General features: G+C 68.5%; 17 protein-coding genes. 7 read left to right on the forward strand and 10 right to left on the reverse strand.

All coding sequences use genetic code 11. The features are described from left to right. Positions 1-394 precede the first annotated feature (394 nt). The 4 genes from katG to ubiA all read left to right on the forward strand — a co-directional run bounded on the left by katG (position 395) and on the right by ubiA (position 4,569). Positions 395-2,581, forward strand: a complete 2,187-nt coding sequence (gene katG / locus WK25_RS03475) for a catalase/peroxidase HPI (RefSeq protein WP_040143453.1) — start codon at positions 395-397, stop codon at positions 2,579-2,581. A gap of 101 nt (positions 2,582-2,682) precedes the next feature. Then, on the forward strand, positions 2,683-2,832 hold the full coding sequence (locus WK25_RS31600; protein WP_167432634.1) for a hypothetical protein: 150 nt from the start codon (positions 2,683-2,685) through the stop codon (positions 2,830-2,832). 119 nt (positions 2,833-2,951) lie between these two features. Then, the gene (dpsA, locus tag WK25_RS03480; RefSeq protein WP_040143454.1) at positions 2,952-3,440 is read left to right on the forward strand and encodes a non-specific DNA-binding protein DpsA; all 489 of its coding nucleotides are present in this window, start codon (positions 2,952-2,954) and stop codon (positions 3,438-3,440) included. A 256-nt stretch (positions 3,441-3,696) separates the two neighbouring features. Next, complete coding sequence (gene ubiA / locus WK25_RS03485; RefSeq protein ID WP_040143455.1) at positions 3,697-4,569, forward strand: 4-hydroxybenzoate octaprenyltransferase; 873 nt, start codon at positions 3,697-3,699, stop codon at positions 4,567-4,569. A 99-nt stretch (positions 4,570-4,668) separates the two neighbouring features. Here the strand turns inward: ubiA and proC are convergent, their stop codons facing one another. From proC to WK25_RS03515, 6 genes are all read right to left on the reverse strand, one after another. Further along, positions 4,669-5,481 carry a pyrroline-5-carboxylate reductase gene (gene proC / locus WK25_RS03490; RefSeq protein WP_069240984.1) on the reverse strand — a complete coding sequence of 271 codons (813 nt, stop codon included), beginning with the start codon at positions 5,479-5,481 and terminating at the stop codon, positions 4,669-4,671. Positions 5,482-5,532: 51 nt separating this feature from the next. Next, entirely contained in the window at positions 5,533-6,231 is a 699-nt protein-coding gene (locus tag WK25_RS03495) for a YggS family pyridoxal phosphate-dependent enzyme (RefSeq protein ID WP_040143457.1), read from the reverse strand. Between the two features lie 129 nt (positions 6,232-6,360). Next, positions 6,361-7,587, reverse strand: coding sequence for a glycolate oxidase subunit GlcF (gene glcF, locus WK25_RS03500; RefSeq protein WP_059547805.1), 1,227 nt, complete (start codon positions 7,585-7,587; stop codon positions 6,361-6,363). Positions 7,588-7,594: 7 nt separating this feature from the next. After that, positions 7,595-8,683, reverse strand: coding sequence for a glycolate oxidase subunit GlcE (gene glcE, locus WK25_RS03505; RefSeq protein ID WP_069240985.1), 1,089 nt, complete (start codon positions 8,681-8,683; stop codon positions 7,595-7,597). Between the two features lie 150 nt (positions 8,684-8,833). Further along, on the reverse strand, positions 8,834-10,327 hold the full coding sequence (locus WK25_RS03510) for an FAD-linked oxidase C-terminal domain-containing protein (RefSeq protein WP_040143460.1): 1,494 nt from the start codon (positions 10,325-10,327) through the stop codon (positions 8,834-8,836). 38 nt (positions 10,328-10,365) lie between these two features. Further along, positions 10,366-11,775, reverse strand: a complete 1,410-nt coding sequence (locus WK25_RS03515; RefSeq protein WP_069240986.1) for an FAD-binding oxidoreductase — start codon at positions 11,773-11,775, stop codon at positions 10,366-10,368. 141 nt (positions 11,776-11,916) lie between these two features. On the opposite strand from WK25_RS03515, the gene WK25_RS03520 reads away from it, so the two are divergent. Together WK25_RS03520 and hmpA are read left to right on the forward strand one after the other, a co-directional pair. Further along, on the forward strand, positions 11,917-12,468 hold the full coding sequence (locus WK25_RS03520) for a cob(I)yrinic acid a,c-diamide adenosyltransferase (RefSeq protein ID WP_040143462.1): 552 nt from the start codon (positions 11,917-11,919) through the stop codon (positions 12,466-12,468). 96 nt (positions 12,469-12,564) lie between these two features. Further along, positions 12,565-13,773: an NO-inducible flavohemoprotein gene (gene hmpA / locus WK25_RS03525; protein WP_069240987.1), complete on the forward strand. Its 1,209-nt coding sequence runs from the start codon at positions 12,565-12,567 to the stop codon at positions 13,771-13,773. A gap of 157 nt (positions 13,774-13,930) precedes the next feature. Here the strand turns inward: hmpA and aroG are convergent, their stop codons facing one another. The 4 genes from aroG to WK25_RS03545 all read right to left on the reverse strand — a co-directional run bounded on the left by aroG (position 13,931) and on the right by WK25_RS03545 (position 22,036). Continuing rightward, on the reverse strand, positions 13,931-15,004 hold the full coding sequence (aroG, locus tag WK25_RS03530) for a 3-deoxy-7-phosphoheptulonate synthase AroG (RefSeq protein WP_059547795.1): 1,074 nt from the start codon (positions 15,002-15,004) through the stop codon (positions 13,931-13,933). Positions 15,005-15,402: 398 nt separating this feature from the next. Then, positions 15,403-16,869 carry a metalloprotease TldD gene (gene tldD / locus WK25_RS03535; protein WP_069240988.1) on the reverse strand — a complete coding sequence of 489 codons (1,467 nt, stop codon included), beginning with the start codon at positions 16,867-16,869 and terminating at the stop codon, positions 15,403-15,405. Positions 16,870-16,959: 90 nt separating this feature from the next. Continuing rightward, positions 16,960-17,787, reverse strand: a complete 828-nt coding sequence (locus tag WK25_RS03540; RefSeq protein ID WP_059547793.1) for a carbon-nitrogen hydrolase family protein — start codon at positions 17,785-17,787, stop codon at positions 16,960-16,962. A 49-nt stretch (positions 17,788-17,836) separates the two neighbouring features. Further along, positions 17,837-22,036, reverse strand: a complete 4,200-nt coding sequence (locus WK25_RS03545; protein ID WP_069240989.1) for a YhdP family protein — start codon at positions 22,034-22,036, stop codon at positions 17,837-17,839. Positions 22,037-22,265: 229 nt separating this feature from the next. On the opposite strand from WK25_RS03545, the gene glnE reads away from it, so the two are divergent. Further along, positions 22,266-25,067, forward strand: coding sequence for a bifunctional [glutamate--ammonia ligase]-adenylyl-L-tyrosine phosphorylase/[glutamate--ammonia-ligase] adenylyltransferase (gene glnE, locus WK25_RS03550; RefSeq protein WP_069240990.1), 2,802 nt, complete (start codon positions 22,266-22,268; stop codon positions 25,065-25,067). Positions 25,068-25,091: the final 24 nt, after the last annotated feature.

Genomic DNA, 25,091 nt, shown 5'->3' on the forward strand with positions numbered 1-25,091 from the left:
GCCCGGTCTGCACGCTAAATGCAACGGTCAAAGGAGGATGTCATGATGCGGTCGGTATTGCAGCAAGCGCAACGGACCATCCCGTCGCGCGACGAGGTCGTTCGCCGTGCGAAGGCCGCGGTTCGCGGTCTTCAGCCGCTTGCGTTCGCGTACCTGGCGGATCGCGCGTATGGCGGATGAGCGCCGCCGCGCGCCGGGCCGGAGGTCCGGCGCTTCGCGCGTTGTCCGGCCATGAGGTGGCGTTGCAGGTCCAAGGTCTGCAAGGCCGTAACCCAAGCCGCCCGTGGCACCCCGTAACACGACAGGATCAACCTGTTCCGTTTCATCCCCCCGCAATGCTCCACGAACCGCGCCCGGCAAGTGGGGGCCTACGAGCAAGAAAAGGAGAAAAAGCATGTCGACCGAAGCGAAATGTCCGTTCCACCACACGGCGGCCGGCGGCACGTCGAACAAGGACTGGTGGCCGAATCAGCTGGACCTCAACATCCTGCACCGCCACTCGGCGCTGTCCGATCCGATGGATCCGGATTTCGACTACGCGGAAGCGTTCAACAAGCTCGACCTCGCGGCGGTGAAGCGCGACCTGCACGCGTTGATGACCACGTCGCAGGATTGGTGGCCGGCCGATTTCGGCCATTACGGCGGCCTGTTCGTGCGGATGGCATGGCACAGCGCCGGCACGTACCGGATCGCCGACGGCCGCGGCGGCGCGGGCGGCGGGCAGCAGCGCTTCGCGCCGCTGAACAGCTGGCCCGACAACGGTAACCTCGACAAGGCGCGCCGGCTGCTGTGGCCGATCAAGCAAAAGTACGGCCGCAGCATTTCGTGGGCCGACCTGATGATCCTGACCGGCAACGTCGCGCTCGAATCGATGGGCTTCAAGACCTTCGGCTACGCGGGCGGCCGTGCCGACACGTGGGAGCCGGACGACGTCTACTGGGGCTCGGAAAAGATCTGGCTGGAATTGAGCGGCGGCCCGAACAGCCGCTATTCGGGCGACCGCGAGCTCGAGAATCCGCTCGCGGCCGTGCAGATGGGCCTGATCTACGTGAACCCTGAAGGTCCGGACGGCAACCCCGACCCGGTTGCGGCCGCGCGTGACATCCGCGAGACGTTCGCGCGGATGGCGATGAACGACGAAGAGACGGTCGCGCTGATCGCGGGCGGCCACACGTTCGGCAAGACGCACGGCGCGGGCCCTGCGTCGAGCGTCGGTCCGGAGCCGGAAGCAGCGGGCATCGAACAGCAAGGCCTCGGCTGGAAGAGCACGTACGCATCGGGCAAGGGCCGCGACGCGATCACGAGCGGCCTCGAAGTCACGTGGACGTCGACGCCGACGAAGTGGAGCAACGACTTCTTCAAGCACCTGTTCAGCTACGAGTGGGAGTTGACGAAGAGCCCGGCCGGCGCGCACCAGTGGGTCGCGAAGGATGCCGATGCGGTGATTCCGGATGCGTTCGATCCGTCGAAGAAGCACCGTCCGACGATGCTGACGACCGACCTGTCGCTGCGTTTCGATCCGGCCTACGAGAAGATCTCGCGCCGCTTCTACGAGAATCCCGCCGAATTCGCCGACGCGTTCGCGCGCGCATGGTTCAAGCTCACGCACCGCGACATGGGGCCGCGTGCACGCTATCTCGGCCCGGAAGTGCCGGCTGAAGAACTGCTGTGGCAGGACCCGATTCCGGCCGTCGACCACCAGTTGATCGACGACGCGGATGTCGCTGCGCTGAAGGCGAAGATCCTTGCGACGGGGCTGAGCGTGTCGCAGCTCGTGTCGACCGCATGGGCGTCCGCATCGACGTTCCGCGGTTCGGACAAGCGCGGCGGCGCGAACGGCGCGCGTATCCGCCTCGCACCGCAGAAGGACTGGGAAGTGAACCAGCCGGCGGCGCTCGCGGCGGTACTCGAGGCGCTCGAAGGCGTGCAAAAGGCGTTCAACGACGCGCAGACGGGCGGCAAGAAGGTATCGCTGGCCGACCTGATCGTGCTGGCCGGCGCGGCAGCCGTCGAGCAGGCCGCGAAGAACGCGGGTGTCGCGGTCACCGTGCCGTTCGCGCCGGGCCGGATGGATGCGTCGCAGGAGCAGACCGACGTCGACGCGATGGCCGTGCTCGAGCCGGTGGCCGACGGCTTCCGCAACTACCTGAAGGCCGCGTACAAGACGCCGGCCGAGGCGCTGCTGGTCGACAAGGCTCAGTTGCTGACGCTGACGGCGCCCGAGATGACCGTACTGGTCGGCGGCCTGCGTGTGCTCGGCGCGAACGTCGGCGGCTCGAAGCACGGGGTGTTCACCGATCGTCCGGGCACGCTGTCGAACGACTTCTTCGCGAACCTGCTCGACATGCGCACGGAGTGGAAGCCCGTGTCGGCCGCGAACGACGTGTTCGAAGGGCGCGACCGCACGACGGGCGAGGTCAAGTGGACCGGCACGCGGGTCGACCTGATCTTCGGCTCGCACTCGCAACTGCGTGCGTTGGCCGAGGTGTACGGCAGCGCGGATGCGAACGAGAAGTTCGTGCGCGATTTCGTCGCGGCCTGGAACAAGGTGATGAACCTCGACCGCTTCGACCTCGCGTGAACGCCGTGACGCGATAACGGTCACGTAGCAACGAGAAACGGCCGGTCGCACGACCGGCCGTCTTTCTTCCGATTCAGAATGTTGTCGAAGGAGGCACGATCATGACGCAAATGATGCTGAACATCCGCGCTGCGCATACGCCCGCCGAGCTGGTACGCCGCATCGTCGGCTTTGCGATCGTCATCGGCGGCGCGGCAGAGCTGGTCGCGCAGGGGCTGCATGCGCTCGCCCCGCTCGTCGCGGGCGGTTGAGCGCACGGATTCGCTCGTCGCGCTAGACTTGCAAGTCGCGAACGGATGCCGCGTGAAACGGCATACGGATTGCTCGACGCATTTTCGCCGGTTCAACATTTCGAATGGGAGTCCCGAAGATGGCCAAGAAAGGCAACGCCACGCAGATCAACATCGGCATTAGCGACAAGGACCGCAAGAAGATCGCGGACGGCCTGTCGCGCCTGCTCGCCGATACGTTTTCGCTGTACCTGAAGACCCACAACTTCCACTGGAACGTCACGGGTCCGATGTTCAATACGCTGCACCTGATGTTCGAAGAGCAGTACAACGAACTGTGGCTCGCGGTCGACTCGGTCGCCGAGCGCATCCGCACGCTCGGCGTCGTCGCGCCGGGCACGTTCGCGGATTTCGCGAAGCTGTCGTCGGTGCCGGAGGCCAACGGCGTGCCGGCGGCCGAAGAAATGATCCGCCAGCTCGTCGAAGGGCACGAGACGGTCGTGCGCACCGCGCGCGAAATCTTCCCGATCGCCGATGCGGCGAGCGACGAGCCGACCGCCGACCTGCTGACGCAGCGCCTGCAGACGCACGAAAAGACCGCATGGATGCTGCGGTCGCTGCTCGCGTAAATCCGGTGCGGCCGGTCGCGCCGCGCGCGGCCGGCCATCGTCCGGCGCTCCGCCGTCGCGTGGGCCCTGGAGGCCGGAGCGGCCGCAGGCCGGCCGGCGTCGGGCTCGGCATTTGTCCCTTGATCGAAGCACACCGGCCGTCCGTCCGCCCGTGGCGGGCCTCGGCGGCCGCCGCGCGGGGCCGCGGCACGGCTCGACATGACGCGGACCGCTGCTCGGCTCTAAAATGCCGGGATTCTCTCCCCGGTGCTTTGCCATGCTTGCCCGCTTTCCCCTGTATCTGCGGCTCGTCCGGATGGACAAGCCGATCGGCAGCCTGCTGCTGTTGTGGCCGACGCTCAACGCGCTGTGGATCGCGTCCGACGGCCATCCGCGCTGGCCGCTACTCGTAATCTTCGTGCTGGGCACGCTGCTGATGCGCTCGGCCGGCTGCGCGATGAACGACTACGCCGACCGCGATTTCGACCGTCACGTGAAGCGCACGGCCGACCGGCCGCTGACGTCTGGGAAGATCCACGCATGGGAAGCGGTCGCGATCGCGGTGGTGCTGTCGTTCATCGCGTTCCTGCTGATCCTGCCGCTCAATACGCTGACGAAGGAGCTGTCGGTCGTCGCGCTGTTCGTCGCGGGCTCGTATCCGTTCATGAAGCGTTTCTTCGCGATTCCGCAGGCGTATCTCGGCATCGCCTTCGGCTTCGGCATTCCAATGGCATTCGCGGCCGTGCTGGACACGGTGCCGGTGCTCGCGTGGGTGATGCTGGTCGCGAACATCTTCTGGTCGGTTGCGTACGACACCGAATATGCGATGGTCGATCGCGACGACGACATCAAGATCGGCATTCGCACGTCCGCGCTGACGTTCGGCCGCTTCGACGTGGCGGCCGTCATGCTGTGCTACGCGATGACGCTCGGCATCTACGTATGGATCGGCGTGACGCTCGGCTTTGGCGTCGCGTACTGGGCAGGGTGGGCGACGGCGGCTGGCTGCGCGCTGTATCACTACACGCTGATCAAGGACCGCGAGCGGATGCCGTGCTTCGCGGCGTTCCGGCACAACAACTGGCTCGGCGGTGCACTGTTCGCGGGGATTGCGGCGCATTACCTGCTGGCGGGGGCCGCCGGCAGCTGAAGCCGCACGCGCCGCCGCCGGTGCGCGATGCAAAACAAAAAGCGGCCGAGGCCGCTTTTTTGTCGCCGGTGCGGGGCGGCACCGTAGTCTTCGGAGCGCTTACGCGCGGCCGAGTTCGTCGCCCATTTCCTTCGCCCGCGCTTCGGCCGCGAGCGCGCCGCGCACGATCGCTTCCTTCACGCCCTGCGCGTCGAACGACGCAAGCGCCGCGGCCGTCGTGCCGCCCTTCGACGTCACGCGCTCGCGCAGCACGCTTGCCGGTTCGCCGGATTGCGCGGCGAGCTGCGCGGCGCCCGCGAACGTCGCGACCGCGAGCGCGCGGCCTTGCTCGTCGTTCATCCCGAGGCGGCGCGCGGCTTCCTGCAGCGCTTCGATGAAATAGAACACGTATGCGGGGCCGCTGCCCGAAATTGCGGTGACCGCATCGAGCTGTGCCTCATCGTCGAACCAGACGATTTCACCGACCGCGCCGAGCACGTTCGATGCGAGTTCGCGGCCGGCCGCATCGACGCCCGGCAGCGCGGCGAGGCCCGTCACGCCCATCCCGACGAGCGCCGGCGTGTTCGGCATCGTGCGCACGACGCGCGCGTAGTCACCGAGCCAGCGTGCGAGGTCGGTGCCGCGGATGCCGGCCGCGATGCTGATCACGAGTTGCGATTTCAGATGCGGCGCAAGCGCCTGCGCGACGTCCTTCAGCACCTGCGGCTTCACCGCGAGCACGATTGCGTCGTAGTCGGCGAGCGTTGCGTCGACGGCCGCGCCGGTGCGAATGCCGAATTGTTGTGCGGCGCGCGCGCGGACGTCGTCGTTGACGTCGATCGCGTACAGGCCGTCAGCGGCGACCCCACGCTTGACGAGGCCGCCGATGAGGGCTGCGGCCATGTTGCCGCCGCCGATGAATGCGATTTTCATGATGTCCGATTGAGCAAGTGAGTGAACGGGAACGCGCCAGGCGGGTGGCGCTCAGTGCGAATAGTCGCGTGCGCCGAAGATCGCGGTGCCGACGCGCACGATCGTCGCGCCTTCGAGCACTGCGGCTTCCAGATCGGCGGACATGCCCATCGACAACGTGTCGAGCGGCAGTCCTTCGGCGCGCAATGCGTCGAACAGCGCACGCAGTGCGCGATGCGGCGCGCGCTGCGCGTCGAGACCGTCGGCCGGTTCGGGAATGGCCATCAGCCCGCGCAGGCGCAGCGCCGGCAGCTCGGCGACTGCGCGCGCGACCGCCGCCACGTCGGCCGGCGCGACCCCGCTCTTCGAGGCCTCGCCGCTGATGTTCACCTGCACGCACACATTCAGCGGCGGCAGGTGCGCGGGGCGTTGTTCCGACAGGCGCTGCGCGATCTTCAGCCGGTCGACCGAATGGACCCAGTCGAACCGCTCGGCGACCGCGCGCGTCTTGTTCGATTGCAGCGGCCCGATGAAATGCCATTCGAGCTCGGCGCGCAGATCGGCGAGCGCATCGATCTTGTCGACCGACTCCTGCACGTAGTTTTCGCCGAATGCGCGTTGTCCGGCCGCATGCGCGGCGCGCACGTCGTCGGCGGGAAACGTCTTTGATACGGCGAGCAGCGAGACGGTGGCAGGGTCGCGGCCGGCCGCGCGGGCGGCGTCGGCGATGCGGCGGTGGACGGAGTCGAGACGGGTGACGAAATCGGACATGACGGGCACGGAAACAGGCACGGGAAGCGACTACGGCGGCGGAGGCTGTGGCAGACGCGGCACGGCGCGCCCCGCATCGCGATGCGCTCATTATACGGACGGAGCGCCGCGCGGGGCTGCCTGCCCGCATCAGCCGTACAGCAGATGCTCGACGAGCTGGACCCAGTGCGCGACCGGGGTTTGCGTGCCGCTCTGCAGATGCGCGATGCAGCCGACGTTGCCGGACACGATCATCTGCGGTTCGAGCGCGTGCAGCTTCAGCAGCTTCTGCTTGCGCAGCCGGTACGACAGCGACGGTTGCGTCAGCGAATAGGTGCCGGCCGACCCGCAGCACAGATGGCTGTCGGCCGGCAGTCGCACATCGATGCCGAGCGTCTCGAGCAGGCGCTCGACCTTGCCGCGCGACTGCTGGCCGTGCTGCAGCGTGCACGGCGGATGGTACGCGACGGTATGGATCGCACGCCGCCGCGCGAGCGTCGCGATCTCCGCCTCGAACGCGAGCAGCACGTCGGAGATGTCGCGCGTCAACGCGACGATGCGCTGCGCCTTTTCCGCATAGGCCGGGTCGTCGCGCAGCAGGTGCGCATATTCGAGCACCGTCGCGCCGCAACCCGACGCGTTCATCACGATCGCTTCGGCGCCTTGTTCGACGTGCGGCCACCATGCGTCGATGTTGCGGCGCGCATCGGCGAGCGCTTCGTCGTGATAGTTCAGATGCAGCCGGATCGCGCCGCAGCAGCCCGCATCGGGCGCTACGATCGTCTCGACGCCGAGCGCGTCCAGCACCCGCGCGGTCGCGATATTGATGTTCGGCAGCATCGACGGCTGCACGCAGCCGCCGAGCATCAGCATCTTGCGCGGATGCGTGCGCTGCGGCCATTCGAGCAGTCGCGTGCGCGGCGGCACCTTGTCGCGCAGCCGTTTTGGCAGCAGCGGCCGCACGTGCTGGCCGAGCCGCATCATCGGCGAGAACAGCGCCGCATTCGGCACGACGCTCGCGAGCACGCGGCGCATGAGCCGCTGCTGCGCGGGGCGTTCCACCTGCGCCTCGACGTGCTTGCGACCGATCTCGACGAGCCGGCCGTACTGGACGCCGGATGGGCAGGTCGTCTCGCAACTGCGGCACGTGAGGCAGCGATCGAGGTGCTGCTGCGTGCTGCGCGTGACGGGCGCGCCTTCGACCATCTGCTTGATCAGGTAGATGCGGCCGCGGGGGCCGTCGAGTTCGTCGCCGAGCAACTGGTAGGTCGGGCACGTCGCGGTGCAGAAGCCACAATGCACGCACTTGCGCAGGATCGCGTCGGCCTCGTCGCCGTCGGGCGTGTTGCGGATGAAATCGGCGAGGTTCGTTTGCATCCAGACCTCAGATATCGGGGTAAAGCCGGCCGCGATTGAAAATGCGCGCGGGATCGAACGCGCTCTTCAGCCCGCGGTGAATCTTCATCAGCGGCGCGGGCAGCGGCGTGAACACGCCGGCGCTGCGGTCGTACGTGTCGCCCGCGCGGAACAGCGTCGCATGGCCGCCGGCCTGCTTCGCGCTCATCCGTACCGTCTGCGCGTCGGCGTCCGTGATCCACCAGCGCTGCGCGCCGCCCCATTCCATCAGCTGCGTGCCGGGCAGGTGCATCGGTTCGGTGATCGACGGCAGCGACAGGCGCCACAGCGCGTAGCCGGGCGGGATGCCGTTGAAGAACGGGTCGGTGTGCTCGCGCAGGCCGGCCCAGAAACGCTCGGCCTCGACCGCATCGACGACTTCGCCGCCGAGCAGCGTCTTCGCCGATTTCACCGCGGCCTCGGCGCCCGACAGCCGCAGCACGAGCGTGCCGTTGCGCCACCCGCTCGCGCTGACGGGCAGCGGATGGCCGCCCCATTCGTTGAGCTTGCGCACCGCGTCCGTCGCGGTCATCTCGAACTTCAGCGTGACTTCGGCGACGGGCACCGGCAGCACCTTGATCGACAGGTCGAGCATCAGCCCGAGCGTGCCGAGCGCGCCGGCCATCAGCCGCGATACGTCGTAGCCCGCCACGTTCTTCACGACCTGGCCGCCGAAGCGCAGCACTTCGCCGCGCCCGTTCATCAGCGTGACGCCCAGCACGAAGTCGCGCGGCGCGCCGCACGTCGCGCGGCGCGGGCCCGCAAGGCCGGCCGCGATGCAGCCGCCGACGGTGGCGGCGCGTCCGAAGTGCGGCGGCTCGAACGGCAGCATCTGGCCGCATTCGGCGAGAACGGTTTCGAGCTGCGCGAGCGGCGTGCCCGCGCGGACCGTGACGACGAGTTCGGCCGGGTCGTACGACACGACGCCCTGAAACACGCGCGTGTCGAGTATTTCGCCGTCCAGCGCCTGCCCGTACCAGTCCTTCGTGCCGCCGCCGCGGATCCGCAGCGGCCGGCCGTCGGCACTGGCGGCGCGGATGCGCTCGGCCCATCCGGCGACGATGTCGTCCTCTTCCATGTTCTGTTGCTGCCTCGTTGTTGTCCGGTCGATTGTACCGGGGTGGCGCGATTGCACATCGCGACTATCCCTAAGCCTCGTATCGCAAGGCGTGCACGCGCCGCCGCGTGCACGGCGCCGCGCGGCGGCGGTCCGCGCCTCCTGCGTCGTTCAGAAGCGCGGCAGCTCGGGGTGCGGCAGCAAGCCGCCGCGCACGTGCTGGCGGCCGTATTCGGCGCAGCGTGCGCGGGTCGGGATCCCCTTGTCCGGATTGAGGAGCCCGGCCGGATCGAACGCACGCTTGACCGCGAAGAACGCGTCGCGCTCCTGCGGCGAGAACTGCACGCACATCGAATTCAGTTTTTCGATTCCTACACCGTGCTCGCCCGTCACGCTGCCGCCGAATTCCACGCAGCATTCGAGGATTTCCGCGCCGAACTGCTCGGCGCGGTGCAGTTCGTCCGGATCGTTCGCGTTGTAGAGAATTAGCGGATGCATGTTGCCGTCGCCGGCATGGAACACGTTGATGCAGCGCAACCCGTAGCGCGTCTCGAGCTGCTCGATGCGCGCGAGCAGCGGACCGATCGCGCGGCGCGGCACGGTGCCGTCCATGCAGTAATAGTCGGCCGAAATGCGGCCGGCCGCCGGGAACGCGTTCTTGCGGCCGGACCAGAAGCGCAGGCGCTCGCTTTCGTTGCGCGACACCTGGATGCGCGTTGCGCCATGTTCGCGCAGCACGGCCGTCATCCGCACGATTTCCTCCGCGACCTCTTCCGGCGTGCCGTCCGATTCGCACAGCAGGATCGCCTTCGCGTCGAGGTCGTAGCCGGCGTGCGTGAACGCCTCGACGGCCTGCGTGGCCGGCTTGTCCATCATCTCGAGCCCGGCCGGGATGATGCCCGACGCGATGATCGCCGCGACCGCCTCGCCGCCTTTCACGACGTCGTCGAAGCTCGCCATCACGAGCTGCGCGGTTTGCGGTTTCGGGATCAGCTTCACCGTGACCTCGGTGACGATCGCGAACATTCCTTCGCTGCCGATCATCACCGCGAGCAGGTCGAGGCCCGGCGTATCGAGGCCGAGCGAGCCGAATTCGACGATCTCGCCGTCCATCGTGACCGCGCGCACGCGCATCACGTTGTGCACGGTCAACCCGTACTTCAGGCAGTGGACGCCGCCTGAATTCTCCGCGACGTTGCCGCCGATCGTGCACGCGATCTGCGACGAAGGATCGGGCGCGTAGTAGAGGCCGTAAGGCGCGGCAGCTTCCGAAATCGCGAGATTGCGCACGCCAGGCTGTACGGTCGCCGTGCGCGCGTACGGGTCGACCTCGACGATGCGCGTGAAGCGCGCGAGCGACAGCACGACGCCGTTCGCGATCGGCAGCGCGCCGCCGGACAGGCTCGTGCCTGCGCCGCGCGGCACGATCGGCACTTCCATGCGGCGGCAGATCTGCACGACCCGCTGCACCTGGGACTCGGTTTCGGGCAGCGCGACCGCGAGCGGTAGACGCCGGTACGCGGACAGGCCGTCGCATTCGTACGGTGCGGTGTCTTCGTCGCGGTACAACAGGCAGTGCGTCGGCAGCACGGCCATCAGCGCCTGCACGACTTCGCGCTGGCGCTGCGCGCGCGTCGCGCTCGACAGTTCGACGGAAGCGTTCATTCGGTCTCCTGCGTGCGGCGCGTTATCGCGCCGCCGGGTCAGCACGTGAAGATCTTGCCGGGATTCATCAGGTTGCGCGGGTCGAGCGCGAGCTTGATTGCGCGCATCGTGTCGATGGCGCTGTCGCCGTGCTCCTTCGGCAGGAAGCGCATCTTGTGCAGTCCGACGCCGTGTTCGCCGGTGCAGGTGCCGCCGAGACGCAGCGCGCGCTCGACGATCCGGTCGTTGATGCGTTCGGCTTCGGCGATTTCCTCGGGTTTGTCGGGGTCGATCAGGATCGCGACGTGGAAGTTGCCGTCGCCGACGTGGCCGACGATCGGGCAGGGCAGCGACGACGCGCGCAGATCGACTTCGGTTTCCTCGACGCACGCCGCGAGTTGCGAGATCGGCACGCATACGTCGGTCGTCACCGCGCGGCAGCCCGGTTTCAGCTGCAGCATCGCGAAATAGGCGTTGTGGCGCGCGGCCCAGAGCCGCGTGCGATCCTCGGGACGGGTCGCCCATTCGAAGCCCTGGCCGTTGTTCTGGCCCGCGAGCGCCTGCACGAGTTCGGCCTGCTCCTTCACGCCGGCTTCGGTGCCGTGGAATTCGAAGAACAGCGTCGGCGCTTCGGTGAGCGTCAGATTCGAGTGCCGGTTGATCGAACGCACGGCGAGCGAGTCGACGAATTCGACGCGCGCGATCGGCACGCCGATCTGGATCGTCTCGATCACGGTGCGCACCGCGTCGCCCATCGACGGGAACGTGCAGATCGCAGCCGACACGGCTTCGGGAAGCGGATGCAGGCGCAGCGTGATTTCGGTGATCACGCCGAGCGTGCCCTCGGAGCCGACGAACAGCCGCGTGAGGTCGTAGCCGGCCGACGACTTGCGAGCGCGCGAACCCGTTTTCACGACGCGGCCGTCGGCAAGCACGGCGGTCAGGCCAAGCACGTTCTCGCGCATCGTTCCGTAGCGCACCGCGTTGGTGCCGGATGCACGGGTCGCCGTCATCCCGCCGATGCTGGCGTCGGCGCCCGGATCGATCGGGAAAAACAGGCCGGTGTCGCGCAGCGCTTCGTTGAGCGCCTTGCGCGTGATGCCCGGTTCAACGGTAACGGTCAGGTCTTCCGCGTTGATCGACAGCACGCGATTCATTTCGGACAGGTCGAGCGATACGCCGCCTTGCACCGCGAGCAGATGGCCTTCGAGCGACGAGCCGGCGCCGTACGGGATCAGCGGTACGCCGTAGAGCGCGCACAGTGTCACGACTTCGCGGACTTCGTCGGCACTGTGTGCGAACACGACGGCGTCGGGCAGTTGCGGATCGAACGGCGATTCGTCGCGCCCATGATGGGCGCGCACGGCGTCGGCGGTCGACACGCGCTCGCCGAAGGCGGCGCGCAGCGCATCGAGCATCGCGGGGGGCAGGGGGCGGCGTGTGGCGGCCGGCGTGTCGGGGTGATTCACGAATGTCTCCTGACGGCTGCTTGTCGAACTTTCGGCTCATTCTACGCTGCAACGCCTGCTGCGGCGCCCCGCGCGGGCTGCGATAATCGCGTTCGAACGCAACCGGGCCGCTTCGCGGCCGCGCACGACAGGGACATCCGCATGGGCAACCGCTTGAGCAAGATCGCCACGCGCACCGGCGACGACGGCACCACCGGCCTGGGCGACGGCCGGCGCATCGGCAAGGACGACGCACGTATCGCCGCGATCGGCGACGTCGACGAGCTGAACTCGAATCTCGGCGTGTTGCTCGCCGAGTCGTTGCCGGACGACGTGCGCACCGCGCTCGTCACGATCCAGCACGACCTGTTCGATCTCGGCGGCGAGCTGTGCATCCCCGGCCACGCCGTGCTCGACGACACGCACCTCGCGCGTCTCGACCGGTGGCTCGCCGACTACAACGCGACGTTGCCGCCGCTGAAGGAGTTCATCCTGCCGGCCGGCTCACGGGCGGCGTCGCTTGCGCACGTGTGCCGGACGGTGTGCCGCCGCGCGGAGCGCTCGATCGTCGCGCTCGGGCGCACCGACACGCTCAACGATGCACCGCGGCGCTACGTGAACCGGCTGTCGGACCTGCTGTTCGTGCTGGCGCGCGTGCTGAACCGTGCGGACGGCGGCGCGGACGTGCTGTGGGAGCGCGGGCGCGTTCGCTGATGCCCGGCGTTGCGTTTTCCGCGCTGCGACAATTTGTCCGGGGGGTTGCCGGTTTTTAAAGATGTATCGTATCCGCATGTTTAACGGAGAACGAACATGACCCACATCACCGCTGACCAGATGGCCCGTGTGAAGGCCACCGCCCCCGTCCTGGCCGAGCACGGCACGACGATCACGAAGCATTTCTATCAGCGGATGTTCGCGCGTCATCCGGAACTGAAGAACCTGTTCAACCAGACGCACCAGAAGACCGGCAGCCAGCCGGAAACGCTCGCGAAGGCCGTCTATGCGTACGCGGCGAACATCGACAATCTCGGCGCGCTGGGCGGCGCCGTATCGCGGATCGCGCACAAGCATGCGAGCCTCAACATCCGTCCGGAGCATTACCCGATCGTCGGCGAGAACCTGCTCGCGTCGATTGTCGAGGTGCTCGGCGATGCGGTCGACGCGGATACGCTCGAAGCATGGCGCGTCGCTTACGGCCAGCTCGCGCAGATCCTGATCGGCGTCGAGGCCGACCTGTACGCGGGCGCCGCATGGAGCGGCTTCCGCCCGTTCAGGGTCGCCCGCAAGGTGCGCGAAAGCGACGAGATCACGTCGTTCTATCTGACGCCCGCCGACGGCGGCGACGCACCGAAATTCGAGCCGGGCCAGTACATCTCGGTGAAGCGTTTCGTCGGCGATCTCGGCGTCGACCAGCCGCGCCAGTACAGCCTGTCCGATGCGCCGCACGGCAAGTGGCTGCGTATCTCGGTGAAGCGCGAAGCGGGCAACGCCGAAGCGATCCCGGCCGGCAAGGTGTCGACGCTGATGCACGACGGGGTGGAAGAGGGCGCGATCGTCGAGGCGACCGCGCCGATGGGCGACTTCTCGCTGAAGCGCGATGCCGATACGCCGGTCGTGCTGATTTCCGGCGGCGTCGGCATCACGCCGATGATGTCGATGGCGTCGACGCTGATCGCCGAAGGCAGCAAGCGCGAGGTTCGCTTCATCCACGCATGCCGGTCGGGCGCGGTGCACGCGTTCCGCGACTGGCTGAACGACGCAGCGCGCGAGCACGCGAACGTGAAGCGTACGGTGCTGTACGAGCTGGTCGGCCCGAACGACCGTGCCGGTGTCGATCACGATCTCGAAGGGCGCCTGACGCCGGAGCGCGTGAAGCAATACGCGCTGGTGCCGGATGCCGACTATTACATCTGCGGACCGATCGCGTTCATGAAGGCGCAACGCGACGCGCTCGTCGCCCTCGGCGTCGCGCCGGAGCGCGTGAACACCGAGATCTTCGGTTCGGGCGCGCTCGAGTGACGATCCGGCGGCCGGTTTCGGCCGACGCAAACACGCGGTGATAGACGCCCGGCGCGAGCCGGGCGTTTCATTTGCGGGGCCGGGCGGCCGGCTTCTGGTGCGCACCCGCAGCGTTGCCGGGTAGCGCCACACCCTCGGCTCGGCGCTTTGGCGTCATTCAGTTGCCGCTGCCGCGCGCGACGCGGCGCGCCTTCACGGCTTCCGCGAGGCCTTCGAGCACCTTCACGCTGTCGTCCCACGCGATGCACGCGTCGGTGATGCTCTGGCCGTAGGTCAGCGGGCAGCCTTCCTTCAGGTCCTGGCGCCCCTCGACGAGGTGCGACTCGATCATCACGCCGACGATGCGCTCGTCGCCGGCCGCGACCTGGCGGCCGATGTCCGCGCACACCGGAATCTGGTTTTCGTGCTTCTTCGAGCTGTTCGCGTGGCTCGCATCGATCATCAGGCGCGCGGCGAGGCCGGCCTTGCCGATGTCCGCGCACGCGGCGTTCACGCTGTCCGCGTCATAGTTCGGCGTCTTGCCGCCGCGCAGGATCACGTGGCAGTCCTCGTTGCCTGCAGTCGACACGATCGCCGAGTGGCCGCCCTTGGTCACCGACAGGAAATGGTGCGGCTGCGACGCGGCCTTGATCGCGTCGACCGCGATCTTCACGTTGCCGTCGGTGCCGTTCTTGAAGCCGACCGGGCACGACAGCCCCGACGCCAGTTCGCGATGCACCTGCGACTCGGTCGTGCGCGCGCCGATCGCGCCCCACGAGATCAGGTCGGCGATGTACTGCGGGCTGATCATGTCGAGGTATTCGGTCGCGGCCGGCAGCCCCATTTCGTTGATCTGCAGCAGCAGCTCGCGCGCGGTGCGCAGGCCTTCGTTGATCTTGAAGCTGTTGTCCAGATGCGGATCGTTGATGAGCCCCTTCCAGCCGACGGTGGTGCGCGGCTTCTCGAAGTACACGCGCATCACGACTTCCAGTTCCCCCTTGAAGCGCTCGCGCTCCTTCACGAGCCGGCCCGCGTATTCGATCGCCGCCTTCGTATCGTGGATCGAGCACGGCCCGATCACGACGATCAGCCGGTCGTCCATCCCGTGCAGGATCCGGTGCATTGCCTGGCGCGAGTTGTAGATCAGCTCGGACGCGGCCTCCGAACACGCGAATTCGCGAATCAGATGGGCGGGCGGCGTCAGTTCCTTGAGCTCGCGAATGCGGACGTCGTCGGTGTTGTGCGGGGGCATGCTGTTTCTCCTAATTTTCCGGGGCGCCGTTCGGTCAGTGCGCGTGCGGCAGATTCATCAATTCAGGCAATTCAGTGGTGTCGGTCGGGGCCGCGGGACCGCCGCGGCGACGACCGTCTGGCGAAGGGCGAAAAAAAACCGCCGGGTTCGCCGGCGGTTTTTTCGGGAATTTCGGTTGCGCTTCACGCGCCATCAACCCTCTCGATCCGCCAGCGGTCTGAGATACCAAAAAAAGTAAAAATAAAACTTGGCGGACATGACGGAGATTCGGTTCGTCAAAAAAGTCGATTCGGAATTTATACCCGGTCCCCGCGCGGCTGGCAACCGGTGGCTCCCGAAAATGCGGACAATCCGCGCGTTTTAAGAAAAATACGCGGATTGTCTGCGCAGCGATGCGGTTATGCCGTACCGCCGACGGTCATCTTGTCGATCCGCAGAGTCGGCTGGCCGACGCCGACCGGCACGCTCTGGCCTTCCTTGCCGCACACGCCGACGCCCGAGTCGAGCGACATGTCGTTGCCGATCATGCTCACGTATTTCAGCGATTCCGGGCCGCTGCCGATCAGCGTCGCGCCCTTCACCGGGTACGTGACCTTGCCGTTCTCGATCATGTACGCCTCGGACGCCGAGAACACGAACTTGCCGTTCGTGATGTCGACCTGGCCGCCGCCGAAGTTCACCGCGTACAGGCCGTTCTTCACCGACGAGATGATTTCCTGCGGATCCTTGTCGCCGTTGAGCATGTACGTGTTCGTCATGCGCGGCATCGGCAGCGCCGCGTACGACTCGCGCCGCGCGTTGCCGGTGACGGGCATCTTCATCAGGCGCGCATTCAGCGTGTCCTGGATATAGCCCTTCAGGATGCCGTCCTCGATCAGCGTCGTGCACTGCGTCGGATTGCCTTCGTCGTCGATGTTGAGCGACCCACGGCGATTCGGCAGCGTGCCGTCGTCGACGACCGTCACGCCCTTCGCGGCGACCTGCTCGCCGATCCGGCCGGCGAACGCCGACGAACCCTTGCGGTTGAAGTCGCCCTCGAGGCCATGGCCGATCGCCTCGTGCAGCAGCACGCCCGGCCAGCCCGGCCCGAGCACGACGGTCATCGCGCCGGCTGGCGCGGGCCGCGCGTCGAGGTTCACGAGCGCCGCGTGCACTGCATCGTCGACGTAGCGCGACAGCACTTCGTCCGTGAAGTAACCGTAGTCGAAGCGGCCGCCGCCGCCGCCGGAGCCGATCTCGCGGCGGCCGTTCTGCTCGGCGATCACCGTGACCGACACGCGCACGAGCGGGCGGATGTCGGCGGCCAGCGCGCCGTCGCTGCGTGCGACCAGCACGACGTCGTATTCGCCGGCGAGACCGGCCATCACTTGCGTGACGCGCGGGTCGCGCCCGCGCGCCATCTGCTCGATGCGCTCGAGCAGCTTGACCTTCGCGGTTGCGTCGAGCGACGCGAGCGGATCGGACGGCAGGTACAGGTCGCGGCCCGAGATGCCCGTCAGCGACTTCGCCGCCTTGATCTTCTGGCGGCCGCCGCCGGCCGCCGCGATCGCCTTCGTGGCGGCGGCGGCCTGCGCGATCGCTTCCGGCGACAGGTCGTCCGAATACGCGAATGCGGTGCGGTCGCCCGCGACCGCGCGCACGCCGACGCCCTGGTCGATGCTGAAGCTGCCCGACTTCACGATGCCTTCCTCGAGGCTCCACGCTTCGCTGCGGGTCGCCTGGAAGTACAGGTCCGCGTAGTCGACGCGATGCGTGAAGATGTCGGCGATCGTGCGCGTGAGCAGGCTTTCGTCGAGGCCGTACGGCGTGAGGAGGATGTCCTTCGCCAGCGCAAGGTTGCGGATGCCGGGTTCGATGATGTTCATGCGGGTATCGAGGGTCTCAAAAAGTTGTCGGGTGCGTTCTGGGCAGATGGGTTGGCCGGGCGGCGTTTCAAGCGTCCGCGCGGGTGGCGCTCAGGTCAGCACGCGATGCCGCCACGCGGGCAGGCTCTGGCGCACGTCGGCGATGCGCTGCGGATCGAGCGCGCCGATCACGACGCTCGCGCCTTCGTCGCGAACCGCGACGATCTCACCCCACGGGTCGATCAGCATGCTGTGGCCCCAGGTGCGCCGGCCGTTCTCGTGCTTGCCGCCTTGCGCGGCCGCGAGCACGTAACACTGGTTCTCGACGGCCCGCGCGCGCAGCAGCATTTCCCAATGCGCGCGGCCGGTCGTGTACGTAAACGCCGACGGCACGACGATCAGCGCGCAGTCGCCCATCCTGCGATACAGCTCCGGAAAGCGCAGATCGTAACAGACCGACAGGCCGACCTTCCCGAACGGCGCGTCGAATGCAACGACGGTGTTGCCCGCGCGGATCGTGCGCGCCTCGTCGAACGATTCGTCGCCTTTCTCGAAGTTGAACAGATGGATCTTGTCGTAGCGAGCGGCCTCGCGGCCGGACGGGTCGAACACGAGCGTCGTGTTCAGCACGCGATCGGGTTCCGGCGCCTTCAACGGCAGCGTGCCGCCGATGACCCAGATGCCGTGACGCTGCGCGGCGTCCGCCAGAAACCGCTGGATCGGGCCGTCGCGATAGGGTTCGGCAAGCGCGAGCTTGTCGGTGTCCCGGTGGCCCATGAAGCAGAAATACTCGGGCAGCAGCACGAGCTGGGCGCCGTCGCCGGCCGCTTCCGCGATCAGGCGGCCGGCTTCGGCGAGATTGCGCGCGACGTCCGGCGTGCTCACCATCTGCAGCGCGGCCACCCGAAAAGGCGTGGCGGAACGGGTGTGATCGGTCATCGCAGGATCGGTTGCGTGATAAATAGGGTGCGGCCCGGCGCCGTGTGCATCAATGGCTCGCCGCATCGGCCGGACCGTGATTCATCTTACCCTGATCGCCCCGCACCCGCTCGATGTGCGGATGGGCCCACGAGCCGGTGATCGCATAGTCGAGCGCGAATGCATGCGACAGCGTCTCCGACAGCGCGTAGTTTGCGGCCAGCACGCCGATGCCGAGCAGCGGGTTGACGATCGCAGCCGCGATCGCCGCGGTGCCGGCGCCGATCTTCGGCGCGACGTGCGCGTGCAGGTCCTGCGTCTCGGTGCCGAGGTCGACCGCGCCGCGCACCGTCACGTTCGCGGGCGGGGTCGTCATCGCAAAGTCGTCGGTGCGCGCGATTCCGTTCGAGATCCGGCTCGTGCCCGTGATCTTGTCGAACGGCAGCCCCTTGCCGACCACGTCGCGGAAATTCAGCGTGAGGAAACGCGCGAGGCTCTGCAGGCTCAGCACGCCGAGCAGCTTCGCGGCGCCGGGATCGACCTTCAGGATCTGTCCGTGCTCGAGGTCGAGCGCGACCTGCCCGGCGAGCGACGGCAGATCGACCGCGGTCGGACCGCCCCGCCAGCCGACCTTGCCGGTCACCGTGCCGTGGCCGTCCGCGAGCGTGCGCGGCAGGCCGACGCGGTCGAGCAGCGCGCCCGCGTTGCCGACGTCGAGCTTGAAGTCGAACACGCTGCGGCGCGGCGCGTCGTTTTCGTCGACGCCGCGCGCGAGTGCGCGGCGCGACGTGCGCCAGTTGCCGGTTGCCGTCAGCTTCGCGGCCGGATTCGCGAGTTCGAGCTTGTCGAGCTGCCACACCGGTGCGCCGTCCTCGTCGATGTTGCGTGCATTGACGACGAGCCGGCCGATGTCGTGATCGCGCGCGACGACCTGGTCGACGATCAGGTCGACCGACGGTATCGGGCGGTCGGTCGGCGTCGGCAGGTTCATCGCGCGGCCGACCAGATCGTGCTGCGCGCTTTGCGGGATCACGAGCTTGGCGAGACGTGCGTTCAGTACGCCCGCGCCGTTGTGGCCGCCGCCCGGCGCCCACGACAGGTAGCCCGACACCTGGTTCGACGCGATGTTCGCCTGCCACAGCTCGTCGACGTGCGATGCGCCGATGATCACGTTTTCCCAGTTGCGCTTGAGCAGCTTCAGCGTGCCGAAGTGGAGCGCGAAGCGCTTCGGCGTGAAGCTTGCGACGTCGATGCGCGGCGTGGCCTGCGGCTCCGGCGCGCGCGGCGTGTTGGGCTGCAGCGTGCGGGCCAGCGCGAGCCACGCGTCGGCGTCCAGTTCGTCGACGTCGACGGCCGCACTCACGCCGTCCTGCGGCAGGTCGGGCATCCTGTGGATGCCCAGCGCGCCGCGCAGCGCGCGCAGCGGCTGGCCGCGCGTCGCGTCGAGCAGGTAGGTCGCGGATACGGGGCCGAGCGTCAGGTCGGCATGTTCGAGCCGCTTGCCGTCGGCCTGCGCGGCCGGCTCCAGCGTGAAGCGGAACGGCATCGGCGTGCCGGCCGGTTTCGCGAACGGGGCGGGGAAGTTCAGCGCGACGCCCGTCAGGTCCGAGCGTGCGGTGACCTGTGGCAGGCGGCCCGGCGCGCCGCGCACGGCGATCTGGTACGGCGCGTCGCCGACCACGTGTTCGAGCAGTGCCGCGGCCGCGCCGCGCAGATTCAGGCCGCGTGCGGCATCGACCGCGAGCTTGCCGTCTACGTTCACCGCGTACGGGCCGTGCGACTGGAAGCTGCCGCTCGCGCGCACCGGGCCGCCGAGGAAGCGCGCCGACAGGTCGTGCAGCGACGCGCCGGCTTCGGTGAAGCGCACGCTGCCGCGCAGCGCGGACACCGGCGGCACGCCGTCGGTCGACAGCGTGTTGCCGCCGAACGCGAGCGCGCCTTCGACGTGCGTGTGCGGATGCGGAACGTGCTGCGGGATCGTGATCTTGAGCGCGAGCGCCGCCGGCCCCTGCGCGTCGATCCGCTGGCCGATGTGCTGGCTCATCGTGCCGAGCGAGCTGTTGTCCGCGTAGTCGATCAGATCGGCGAGCGGGCCTTGCGCATGGCCGTCGATGACGAGCGGCGACTTCGACGGATTGCCGAGGTCGTCGATGCGGCCGGTGACCTTCGTCAGCGCGACGCGCTTGTAGTGCGCACGCGCGATGTCGAAGCGCAGCTTGTTCTGCGCGAGCTCGAACACGCCGTCGATCCCGTCGAGCGCCGGCCACACGCTCGGCGTGCCGTTCGCGAGCTTGCGCGGCGGATAGGGCGTCGGCTCGAAGCGCCCGCCGGTGAACGGCGCGACGATATGGAACACGCCGGCGTCCGGCTCGTGTTCGAACGGGAATTTTTCGAGCGGGCCGCGCGCGACGATCGACGCGCCTTTGGTCACCTGGCCGTCTTGCAGCGCATGGCCCAGATAATCGCGCAGGTGCTCGGACATCCCGGTCGGCAGGTAGCGCGGAATGCGCGCCACCGATGCGCGCGTGAAATCCGCGCGCAGGTCGAGCGAGCCGCGGCCGTGGCCCGGGTTCGTGTACGAGCCCGACACCGCGATTTCGGCGTCGGGATTCGAGACGAACAGGTCGGGCAGCGTCACGTCGACGCGCGCGTGCTTGTCGCCGGGCGCGGGCGTGATCGCCCATTTCGCGTTGCCGCGAAGCCGGTCGAAAGTCAGGCGCGGCTCGTCGAATTCGCCGGGCACCGTGACGGCCGCGTTGACCGTGTCGAAGTGCGCGCTGCCGCCGGTCTCGGTCGCATCGATGCGGCCCCACAAATTCTCGACGCCCGGCCACCCGGCCCGCGGGTGACCGCGCGGCGACAGCCCCGGCGGCGGCTCCTGCGCGGCGACGCTGATGCCCTGCAGATCGCCGAGGAAGCGGTAGCGGACGATCGGCGCGGCGCCCATGCGCCGCTCCTCGTCGGCGAGTTCGGGCCGCGCCGGCTTCGCACGTTCGACTTCGATGTGATAGTTCGACACCATCCCGCGCGGGTCGAGCTTGATCAGTTCGTTGCGCAGCCGGGCCGGCAGCGGCAGCCCGCGGATGAATTCGCTGAGGATGCCGAGGTCGACGCGGTCGCCGACCACGCTCAGCAACTGCCCCTGGTCGGCGGCCGGCACACGGTAGCGGGCCGTCAGCGTCGACAGCGCGAGCGAACGGGCGAGCGGCGTGCCATCCGGCAGCGGCGGCTGACCGAGCTCCGCGTTGAAGCGCGTCAGATGCAGCGTATAGTCGCGGCCGGCGTTCAGCGCCATGTCCCAGCCGAAGCCGACCGTCGGGACGTCGAGGCGCGGCTGGGTCGGCCGCACGCGCAGCACGACGTCGGCGCCCTGCAGGTCGCCGCCCGCGGAGCGCAGATGGCCATCCTCGAAGGTCGCCCAGATCGCGTTGTCGATGCGGCCTGCATGGACCGTGAGCGGCAAGTCCACGTAGCGGCCGAGCGTCTGCAGATCGACAGGGCCGGTCGACAGATACGCGTCGCCGGTCCAGTTCGTCGGCTTGCCGACCGGCGCGAGCGCCTTGTGCCTGAAGCGCGCGCGGAAATCGAGCGGCCCGAGCAGCAGCGTGCCGTTCGCCGGTGCCTGCAGCGCAGCCTTGTGCTCGCGGCCGTGGTTGAGCACCGCGAGGCGGATGCCCGACAGTGCGAGCTCCGGCGCGTCGTGCTGCGCGTCGCGCCAGCGCAGCGTGCCGTTGCGCAGCACGATCGCTTCCTGCTTCAGCAGCCACGTGCCGAATGTGTCGTTGCCGCCGTGGGTCGTCGCGACGCCGACGCCCGCGATGCTCAGCGAGCCGTCGGCCGCACGCGCGACGACGAGGTCCGGGCGGTCGACGATCAGGCTCGACAGCGCGGGCGACAGCCGCAGCAGCGACATCCATGACAGCGCGGCCGTCGCGTGCGGGACCGACAGCGCGATCTGGCCGTCGCGGCCGCGAATGGTGAGGTTGGCGACTTCGACGCCCGGCTGCATGCCGGACCAGTGAGGAGACAGCTTGCCGATCGACAACTGCGCGTGCAGCTTGTCGGACACCGCGCGCTCGATGCGCGGGCGGTATTCGTCGATGCGGGGCAGCAACACGTAGCGCAGCCCGAGGAAGGCGCCGGACGCGACGAAGTACGCGCCGATCCCGACTGCCAGCGTCACCCTGAACACGCGACGCAGGACCGGATGATCGTGCTTCGGAGGTCCCGCTTCGGGCGCAGCTACGGCGGATTCCTGACGGTCGGACATGCGGCGGAAGGGCGGCGATATGGTAGTTTTGCAGACTGACGTTGAAATGTATCACAGGGGTTCGTGCCGGCGGCCGTTGGGCAGCACGGCACGGGCTTTCCGGCGCGCGGTTGGCGCGGCGGCGCACCCGCGCCCCCCGCTGCCGTGCCGAGTCCAAGGGCCTGCCGGCGGCGGGGCGCGCGCAGCGTCGTCCCGCGGCGGCGGCCCTTACCGCCAGGCCCGCTTTTCGATGACCGACGCTTCCTCCCTGCTCAGCCTGTCCTACTCCCGCTACCTCGCCCGCGCGGCCGCCGCGCGTCCGGCGCTGTCCGACCGGATCGCCGCGTGGGCCGGTGCGCCGCTGTCCCGCGCGCAGCTCGACGCGCGCCTGACCGAACTGCTCGCGCCGCCGGCCGGCACGGCCGCACCGGGCGACGAGCAGCTCAAGCGCGCGCTGCGGCAGCTGCGGGTCGAAGTGTTCGGTGCGGTCGCGGAGCGCGACTTGCGCGGCGTCGCGGATGTCGCCGAAGTGACGGGCGCGATGACGGATCTCGCCGAAGTGGCCGTGCAGCGCTCGCTCGCGCTGCTGTCGGCCGAACTCGACGCGATGTACGGCGAGCCGCGCGGCGCCGACGGCCAGCGCGTCGTGCTCGGCGTGGTCGGGATGGGCAAGCTTGGTGGCCGCGAGCTGAACGTGTCGTCAGATATTGACCTGATCTTCGTCTACGAGGACGACGGCGAGACCGCCGGCGGCGCGCGCTCGCCGCTGTCCACCCAGGAATACTTCACGCGGCTCGGCCGACGCCTGATCGGCGTGCTGTCCGAGGTCACGGCCGACGGTTACGTGTTCCGCGTCGACATGCGGCTGCGCCCGAACGGCGATTCGGGGCCGCTCGTCTGCAGCCTCGGGATGCTCGAGGAATATTTCTACGTGCAGGGGCGCGAGTGGGAGCGCTACGCGTGGATCAAGGGGCGGCTCGTGTCGGAGGGCGACAGCGACGCCGCGCGGCGGCTCGAAGCGCAGCTCCAGGCAATCGTGAAGCCGTTCGTCTACCGCCGCTATCTCGACTTCGGCGTAATCGGGGCGATCCGTTCGCTGCACCAGCAGATCCGCCAGGAAGCCGCGCGCCGCGCGTCGATGCGGCCCGACAAGGCCGACGACATCAAGCTCGGGCGCGGCGGGATCCGCGAGATCGAGTTCAGTGCGCAGGTGTTCCAGCTGATCCGGGGCGGCCAGGATGCGGGATTCCGCGTGCGGCCGACGCTTGCGGTGCTGCGCCACGCGCAGGCGCGCGCGCTGATCGGCGACGACGTGCGCGAACGGCTCACCGACGCGTACAACTTCCTGCGCACGCTCGAGCACCGGCTGCAGTACCGCGACGACGCGCAGACGCACGCGATGCCGGTCGATCCGGGCGAGCGCGCGGCGCTGGCCGCGTCGCTCGGCTATGCCGACTACGCGGCGCTGATGGCGGTGCTCGATGGCCATCGCACGTTCGTGGAGGCGCAGTTCGATCAAATCTTCGCGGACAAGGTGAACGGCGGCTCGTGCGCGGCCGGCGAGGACACGGCCGCCGCGTGGATCTGGAGCGGCGCGCTCGCCGACGACGGCGAAGACGACGCGCTGCTCGCGCGCCTCGACGGCCTCGGCTTCGCCGATCCGGCTGCCGTGCTCGCGCGGCTGCGCGCGATCTGGCAATCGTCGCGCTACGCGGGGCTGCCCGAAAAGAGCCGGCAGCGTTTCGACAGCGTCGCGCAGCGCGCGCTCGAGGCCGCGCCGCGCATCGACGCGGCGCGCCGCGACGAAACGATCGTGCGGTTGTTCGACCTGCTCGAGACGGTCAGCCGGCGCGGCGTCTATCTGGCGCTGCTGACCGAGTATCCGGCCGCGCTCGATCGTGTACTGTCGGTGCTCGGCGCGACGCGCTGGGGCGGCGGCTACCTGATCCGCCATCCGCAGCTGCTCGACGAACTGCTCGACGACGAAGCGATCGCGAGCCCGTTCGACTGGCCCGCATTCAAGGATGCGCTGCGTGCGCGCCTGGCCGCCGCCGACGGCCCCGAGCAGCAGATGGACTTGCTGCGGCATGCGCAGCACGCGGAGGTGTTCCGCATCCTGCTGATCGACCTGGCGGGGCAACTGTCGGTCGAGCACGTGAGCGACCGCCTGTCCGAACTCGCCGACGCGGTGCTCGACGTGACGATCGAAGTGGTCTGGTCGCAGCTCGCGAAGCGTCACCGCGACGTGCCGAAATTCGCGGTGATCGCGTACGGCAAGCTCGGCGGCAAGGAGCTCGGCTACGCGTCGGATCTGGACCTGATCTTTCTGTACGACGATCCCGACGAGCGCTCCGCGGACGTCTATACGACGTTTACGCGCCGGCTGATCACATGGCTCACGACCGCGACCGGCGCGGGCGCGCTGTTCGACATCGACCTGCGGCTGCGGCCGAACGGCGAGGCCGGATTGCTCGTGACCGATCTCGACGCGTTCCGCCGATACCAGCTGCGCGAGGGCGATGCGGCGAATACCGCGTGGGTGTGGGAGCACCAGGCGCTGACGCGCGCGCGCTACAGCGCCGGCGACCCGCAGATCGGCGCGGACTTCGAGGCGATCCGCCAGCAGGTTTTGACGACGCCGCGCGACGCGGCCGTGCTCGCGAACGAAATCGTCGACATGCGCGGCAAGGTGTTCGCGGGCCACCCGAACCACACCGAGCTGTTCGACCTGAAGCACGATCGCGGCGGGATGGTCGACATCGAGTTCATCGTCCAGTACTGGGTGCTCCTGCATGCATCGAGCGATGCCGAGCTGATCCGCAACACCGGCAACATCGCGCTCTTGCGCGAGGTCGCACGGTTCGGTCTGATGGGGGAGGACGAGGCCGAGCGGGTGGGCGCCGCGTACCGCACGTACCGGAAACTGCAGCACAAGCTGCGACTCGACGGGATGGAGAAGGCGCGGGTCGATCCGGCGCTGGTGGCCGACGAGCGGGCAGCCGTGACCGCGCTGTGGGAACGCGTGTTCGGGGCGCGCGAAACGGGCGTTTGAGTCGCGCGTTCGACGCCGGCGGCC

It is taken from the genome of Burkholderia latens, assembly GCF_001718795.1.
GTDB lineage: Bacteria > Pseudomonadota > Gammaproteobacteria > Burkholderiales > Burkholderiaceae > Burkholderia > Burkholderia latens_A.